Annotated in this window: 6 protein-coding genes; 3 read left to right on the forward strand and 3 right to left on the reverse strand. The window is 56.5% G+C overall.

Annotated elements, in window-relative coordinates:
- Positions 1-36: 36 nt before the first annotated feature.
- The 3 genes from Q0C28_RS06960 to Q0C28_RS06970 are packed head-to-tail and all read left to right on the forward strand — an operon-like array spanning position 37 to position 3634.
- Positions 37-1008, forward strand: coding sequence for an ABC transporter permease (locus Q0C28_RS06960; RefSeq protein WP_293574130.1), 972 nt, complete (start codon positions 37-39; stop codon positions 1006-1008).
- Positions 1005-1946 carry an ABC transporter permease gene (locus tag Q0C28_RS06965; protein ID WP_293574132.1) on the forward strand — a complete coding sequence of 314 codons (942 nt, stop codon included), beginning with the start codon at positions 1005-1007 and terminating at the stop codon, positions 1944-1946. The genes Q0C28_RS06960 and Q0C28_RS06965 overlap by 4 nt, the downstream gene beginning before the upstream one ends.
- On the forward strand, positions 1943-3634 hold the full coding sequence (locus Q0C28_RS06970; protein WP_293574134.1) for an ABC transporter ATP-binding protein: 1692 nt from the start codon (positions 1943-1945) through the stop codon (positions 3632-3634). Before Q0C28_RS06965 ends, Q0C28_RS06970 begins: the two co-directional genes overlap by 4 nt.
- A 73-nt stretch (positions 3635-3707) precedes the next feature.
- Here Q0C28_RS06970 and Q0C28_RS06975 read toward each other — a convergent pair whose 3' ends face one another.
- The 3 genes from Q0C28_RS06975 to Q0C28_RS06985 form a co-directional block, all read right to left on the reverse strand.
- Positions 3708-4172, reverse strand: a complete 465-nt coding sequence (locus Q0C28_RS06975) for a hypothetical protein (protein WP_293574136.1) — start codon at positions 4170-4172, stop codon at positions 3708-3710.
- Between the two features lie 215 nt (positions 4173-4387).
- Positions 4388-5386 carry a glycosyltransferase family 2 protein gene (locus tag Q0C28_RS06980; RefSeq protein ID WP_293574138.1) on the reverse strand — a complete coding sequence of 333 codons (999 nt, stop codon included), beginning with the start codon at positions 5384-5386 and terminating at the stop codon, positions 4388-4390.
- A 289-nt stretch (positions 5387-5675) separates the two neighbouring features.
- Positions 5676-7006, reverse strand: a 1331-nt coding sequence (locus Q0C28_RS06985; protein WP_293574140.1) for a calcium-binding protein, incomplete at its 5' end; no start/stop codon positions are given.

The raw sequence follows: 7006 nt of genomic DNA on the forward strand, positions 1-7006 counted from the left end.
GCTGAAACGAACCTTCACTCAAAATACGAGCGCCGTATGTTTACTTTCATCCTCAGACGCATTGGACAATCAGCACTTGTGCTGCTGGTTGTGGGCCTTGTGGCATTTTCAATGTTCCGCTTCGTTGGCGACCCCATTGAAAATATGTTGGGGCAAGAAAGAACCCTGGAAGACGTAGAGCGGCTTCGCGCGGATCTTGGGTTGGACCAACCGTTTGTCGTCCAATACTTCAAGTTTCTCGAAGGCGCCGTGCAGGGGAATTTCGGCGTGAGCTACCGCCAGGGGCGGGAAGTGTCCGAAATCATCCTTGAACGCGCTCCTGCGACCCTGGAACTGGCGGCTGTTTCAGCCATCATCGCCATCGTTCTGGGCATTGCCCTTGGGGTATACACCGCCATTCGGCGCAACGGTTTCACTGCCAATTTCATCATGTCAGCGTCGCTGATCGGGGTCTCTCTGCCGACCTTTCTGATCGGGATCTTGCTGATCTATCTGTTTTCGGTCGAACTGAATTGGCTGCCCAGCTTTGGGCGCGGTGAGGTCGTCGACATCGGCGGCTGGACCACTGGCCTTTTGACCACCACAGGCCTCAAATCCCTGATCCTGCCCGCAATCACCCTCGGCCTTTATCAGATGACGCTGATCATGCGGTTGGTACGTTCCGAGATGCTCGAGGTGCTGCGCCAGGACTATATCCGGTTTGCACGGGCGCGCGGCCTCGGTGATCGCACCATCCACTTCCGTCACGCACTGAAGAATACCATGGTCCCTGTCGTGACCATCATCGGCCTCCAACTAGGGGCGATCATTGCGTTCGCGATCATCACGGAAACCGTGTTCCAATGGCCAGGAATGGGTCTGTTGTTCATCAACGCCATCCAATTTGTCGATATTCCGGTCATGGCGGCCTATCTGATGCTGATTTCCGTGATGTTCGTGGCCATCAACCTCATCGTTGACATCCTCTACGCCTTCATCGACCCCCGTATGCGAGTGGCAGGAAAATGACTGATCTCACTGAATCCCACACCAAAACACGTCTGCGCCGCATATTGGACAGCGATCTCTACTACGCGTTCCGTCGCTCTCCGGTCGCGATGATCTCGGCTGCTGTGGCACTGCTTCTGATCCTGTCGGCGGTTTTTGCCCCCATCCTGGCCACGACAAATCCGTTCAATCCGGCCAACCTGAACCTCATGAACGGGTTTACGCCGCCCATGGCGCCCAACGCTTTCACATCTGAAACCTTCATCATGGGCACAGATGACCAGGGACGCGACGTGTTCTCCACAATCTTGTACGGGATGCGGATCTCGTTGTTCGTGGGCTTTGCGGCCGTTTTGTTTGCTATGGTGCTTGGCATCGCGCTTGGCCTGATCGCAGGTTACGCAGGCGGATGGACCGACACGATCATCATGCGTGCAGCAGATGTCCAATTGACCTTCCCGTCCATCCTGGTTGCAATGCTGGTCTTTGGCATCGCCAAAGGGATCACCCCGGTCGAGTATCGCGATCAAATGGCGATCTGGGTGCTGATCCTGGCCATCGGCCTGTCGGACTGGGTGCAGTTTGCCCGCGTCGTCAGAGGCGCGACCATGGTGGAAAAAGGCAAGGACTACGTTGCCGCTGCACGCCTAATCGGGCGCCCGTCTATTGCGATCATGCTGCGCCATATTCTGCCCAATGTGCTTTCTCCTGTTTTGGTCATCGCCACCATCTCGCTCGCACTGGCCATCATCGCCGAAGCAACGCTCAGCTTCTTGGGTGTGGGCGCACCACCAACACAGCCGTCACTTGGCACCCTGATCCGCATTGGCCAGCAATTCCTGTTTTCAGGCGAATGGTGGATCCTGTTCTTTCCTGCCTGCACCCTGCTGGCGCTCGCTCTGAGTGTGAACCTGCTGGGCGACTGGCTCCGTGACGCCCTGAATCCGAGGCTGAAATGACTGAAGCAATCCTGTCTATTCGCAATCTGACGGTCGAAATTCCGACCCGTCATGGCATCTTCAAGCCCGTTCAAGGCATCAGCTACGACATCTTCCCCGGCGAAATCCGCGGTGTTGTGGGCGAAAGTGGTGCAGGCAAATCGATGACCGGCAATGCCGTCATCGGTCTGCTTGATTCTCCTGCGCATATCACCGAAGGGGAAATCTGGCTGAACGGGCGCCGGATTGATAACCTCCCAGCGGAGGAGAAACGCAAGATCCGGGGCAAAGAGATCAGCATGATCTTCCAGGATCCGCTAACCTCGTTGAACCCGCTTTTCACCGTGGGCGAACAATTGGTGGAAACCATCCAATTGCATCTGGGTCTGTCGGCAAGCGACGCCAAAAAACGAGCCATCGAACTGCTCGAAGCAGTGTCAATTCCGAACCCGGAAGATCGCTTTGATCAGTATCCGCATCAGTTTTCCGGCGGAATGCGGCAGCGGGTGGTGATCGCCCTGGCCCTGTGTTCAGAGCCGTCGGTGATTGTCGCTGATGAACCGACCACAGCATTGGATGTTTCGATCCAGGCTCAGGTGCTCGACCTGATCAAGCAACTCGCTCGGGATCGCAAAATCGGTGTGATCCTCGTCACCCACGACATGGGCGTAATCGCCGACACGACCGAGCAAGTGACCGTTATGTATGCCGGTCAGGTGGTGGAAAACGGCACCACAGATCAAGTTCTCGGCGCACCGGAGCACGAGTACACCAAGTCCTTGATTTCGGCTGTTCCACGCCCACAGAAGAAGATCCATCGCTTCCCACAGGTGAGCTATGGCGGGCGAGAAACCGTCTTCAAGATCGAGGATCTGGCCCGGAACTGGACCCGATCGGCACCAACGCAATCTGGCAAAATGCTGGAGGTGCGCGGGCTTACCAAGAAGTTCGTGGAAAAATCCTCACTGATCCCGTCCCGGACCAAATATTTCACCGCCGTGGACGATGTCAGCTTCGATATCAAGGAAGGCGAAGTGTTCGGCATCGTTGGGGAGAGCGGCTCTGGCAAGTCGACCGTGGCACGCATGATCGCGACACTGTACCCGACTGATGGCGGGGAAGTGGTGTTTGATGGCGATACCGTCACAACGATGACGAAGGAGCAGCTGGCCACCTATCGTCGGCAGATCCAGATGATCTTCCAAGATCCATTCTCCAGCTTGAACCCCAGAATGAAGGTCGGGGATATCGTGGCAGAACCGCTGGTTCACCACAAAATCCTACCCAAAGGCCAGACTGAGGGGCGGGTCAAAGAACTCTTGGACAAGGTGGGGCTCGCCAAGGGTGCGGATATGAAATACCCGCATGAATTTTCTGGCGGTCAAAGGCAGCGGATTTCCATTGCCCGTGCCATCGCAACCCAACCGCGCTTCCTCATCTGTGATGAACCCACCAGCGCATTGGACGTGTCCATTCAGGCGCAAATCCTCAACATCTTGAAGGATTTGCAGGAACATCTGGGTTTGACCATGCTGTTCATCAGCCATGACCTGCCCGTGGTGCGCCAAATGTGCGACCGGGTTGGTGTCATGAAAAATGGCAAGATGATTGAGATCAGCGAGTCTGAAAAACTGTTCACGGCGCCGGACCATCCCTACACATCCGAACTGCTGAGCCTGATGCCGCATTTGGCCCAGTTGAACGATTAAACACCAAAGGGCAGAGCGGATCATTCGCTCTGCCCTTTCTCTTTGTGACGTTTCTCGCTCCGTTGTATGGAGATCATCCACCAGCCAGCATGCGCCTTTCCGTCTGCTGGACCTGCGGATCGCAACAGGGCAGTTGGCAGGTCCCGCCCCGGATCACCTTTGCAGGCACCCCGCCGACAACAGTTCCCGACAGGACATCGTCCACAACCACGGAATTTGCGCCAATAATGCTGTCGCTCCCGATGTGGACTGGCCCCAAAATCACGGCGCCAGCGCCGATATCCACGCGGTTTCCGATGACCGGACGATCCTCCAGCGAAGAAGTCCCCTTGATCCCGATGGTGGTATTTTGGCGAATGATCACATCATTGCCGATGCTCTGTGCCACAAGGATCATGCCCCCAAAATGCTCCAGCTTGACCCGCCGTCCAACGCGCACCGTGTAGGGTAGATCAATGCCACATAGAAACTGGGTCAGTTTGTACATGATCCGGTAGATCGGCGTCAGAAACAGCCGAAGCACCTTGGGGCGCGCCATCCGCCAATTCCCGAAACGATGCCAGAACAGAACCCAAAAGCCCTGCGAAAAAAACTCGCGGCCATGGCAGGCATAGTCCTCAACAATCAATTGCCAAAGACTACACCCAGGCGGGTTGCAGTTCACACATCCCTGGTTTGGCTCAAACAGCGCGGGATCCACCGGTTCACGCGTCTGAGACTGACAAGGCCGCGGGTTGGGTATTTCACCTGACATCACCGGCGCCCCCGTGAGCAGGACACAGGGCCCCCTGCAAGAAGAGGCAACACACCCGCCCGGACAAAATCGGCGCCATAACGTAATGGTGCTGCAGGTTGCCGCCCTCTCAGCGCGCTGATGCCATGATTAAGGAGACTACCCAGCAACCAAGCGCTGGCGGCCAGCAACGCATGCAAACGCCCATGATTTTTGGCGAAATAGTACCGCCAAGATGCATACCAGTAGGAGGGCTTGCGACGCCTCTGCGGCTCGGCACTGCGCACTCCGGTAGAGCGGCCTTCATCGTGCCAGACCTGTGCATCGGGCAGATACCAGACCTGCCAGCCGCGCCTGCTGATCGCACGCATCAGATCGACTTCTTCAAAATACAAAAAGAACTCAGGGTCGAAACCGCCGATCTCTGTTAGCACCTCATACCGGAACATCGCAGCTGCCCCAGCGACCCAGTCAACCGGCCCAGACGGATGATCCGCAGGCAGAGGCACAATGCCAGAGGGAAACAACCGGGACACAGGCCCGAATGACAGCGCGCCCACGAACTCTCGATAGATGGTGGGAAATCGAAACGCCGCCGTGACAGGCCCGATATCCGGCCTGCTGATCCCGGCGCCCACCACAGCCACATCAGGCTGATTGATCAGCGCGGTGGTCAAATGGTCAACAGCGTTGTTCTTCAATCGCGCGTCGGGATTGAGCAGAAACACAAAATCTGGCGGATCGCTTGCCATCGCTTCCAAGGCAAGATTGTTGCCCGCACCAAAACCCAGATTGCTTGCAGCCCGCAGCAAAGTCACGCGGCCAGACCAGTCATGAGCGGCACAGGCCCGCTCCAGCACAGATGCATCGTCACCCGGGGACGCGTTGTCCACGAGATAGACATGCAGATCACCCTGCTGCAACCCATAGCGCAAGACTGACGCTACCGCCGAAATCGCACATTCAGCGGTTCCGTAGTTCACCACGACGACCGCAACCTTGACGTGTTTATCCATCATTTTGCCTTTACATCCAGATCGTAGCCAAAATTGCGGCCCGAAGCAGAAAACAATAAGCAAACCTGAACCTTAGCTGAATATCTAAGGAACCCTAGAACAAACAACAATACAACTCACCATAATTGGGGTGAGAGGTATGATCATGCAAATGGCGCCACGGGTGCATGCCAAACAGCTCCCCTCCTCCACGCATGAAGAGGGGGCACAGTGATGCCGGATTTGTCTAAAAAGCAGTGCTCAAAGCAGCCGGTCAAAGCCGCTTTGAGTCGTTTTGGCGGTGACCTTCAGGTCACAGGATAAAATCGCTGATATCCAATTCCGCCGCTCGGGTGTGGTCCAGGATGATGACCGTATCTTCCCATTCAATCCGGAGATCCCCGTTGTCTTCTGACAGGGTCAATGCCGACAGATCCCCGTCAAACCCTTCCAGCTGCAGATGGTCCGCGCGCTGGCGGAAGTCTGTGACGGTGTTCACCCCATCATTTGCGGTGAAGAAGAAGGTATCAGACCCGCGGCTGCCGGTCAGGATATCATTGCCGGTTCCACCGGACAGGAAATCGTTACCCAAACCACCGTTCAATTTGTCATTGTCAGCGCCACCGAACAGCTGGTCGTTGGCTGCCCCTGCGGAGAGGGTGTCATCGCCGGAACCGCCGATCAGCGTATCAACGCCATGACCCGTCACCAGCCGGTCATTGTCGGCGCCGCCGTCCGCATAGTCATTGCCCAGACCACCCACAATGAAATCACTGCCGATGCCACCAGTGATGACATCATGGCCGACGCCACCGTTCAGATAATCGTCGCCATCATCACCGCTGACTTTGTCGTTGCCACTATGCGCATAGATGACGTCATTGCCATCGCCGCCTGACAGATCGTCTGAACCGCCATGGCCGTAGATGCCGTCGTTGCCATCCTGACCATAGACAGTGTCATCACCGCGTCCGGCGCGGATCCAATCGCCACCGCCACCGCCTTCGATCATATCGTTGCCGTTCTGGCCCCACAGCTCGTCCATGACATCGCCACCCAGCAGCGTGTCATTGCCGTTGCCACCCAGCAGGAAATCAAGACCATCGCCGCCTTCCAGCTTATCGTCGCCATCACCACCGGAGATGTTGTCCTTGCCGTCACCGCCCTGCACCAGGTCATTGCCATCGCCAGCATCGATCGTGTCATCGCCGCCGTCGCCAAACAGATTGTCTGCACCGTCACCGCCAAAGATCTTGTCGTTGCCAATCCAGCCAGAGATCACATCATCATCTGCGCCACCGGACAGGAAATCATCGCTGTCATCGCCAAAGATCGTATCATTGCCAGCGTCGCCATAGATGCTGTCGTGGCCGCCGTCACCATTGATCAGATCATTGCCGATACCGCCGTAGATTAGATCATTCCCAGCGCTGCCGATGATCGTGTCGTCACCTTCGGCACCATCAAGCGTATCGTTGCCCGCCTGAAAGCTAAGATATGTCACCTCCTGATCACCTTTGATCAGGTCATTTCCGGTGCCGCCATTGATGCTGTCATCGCCACGCTCACCAATCAGCGTGTCATTGCCACCCTCGCCCAGGATCGTATCCTGTCCGACAGTGCCATCGATCATTTCAGCGACAT

The sequence above is a fragment of the Phaeobacter sp. genome, assembly GCF_022825805.1.
Classification (GTDB): Bacteria; Pseudomonadota; Alphaproteobacteria; order Rhodobacterales; family Rhodobacteraceae; genus Phaeobacter.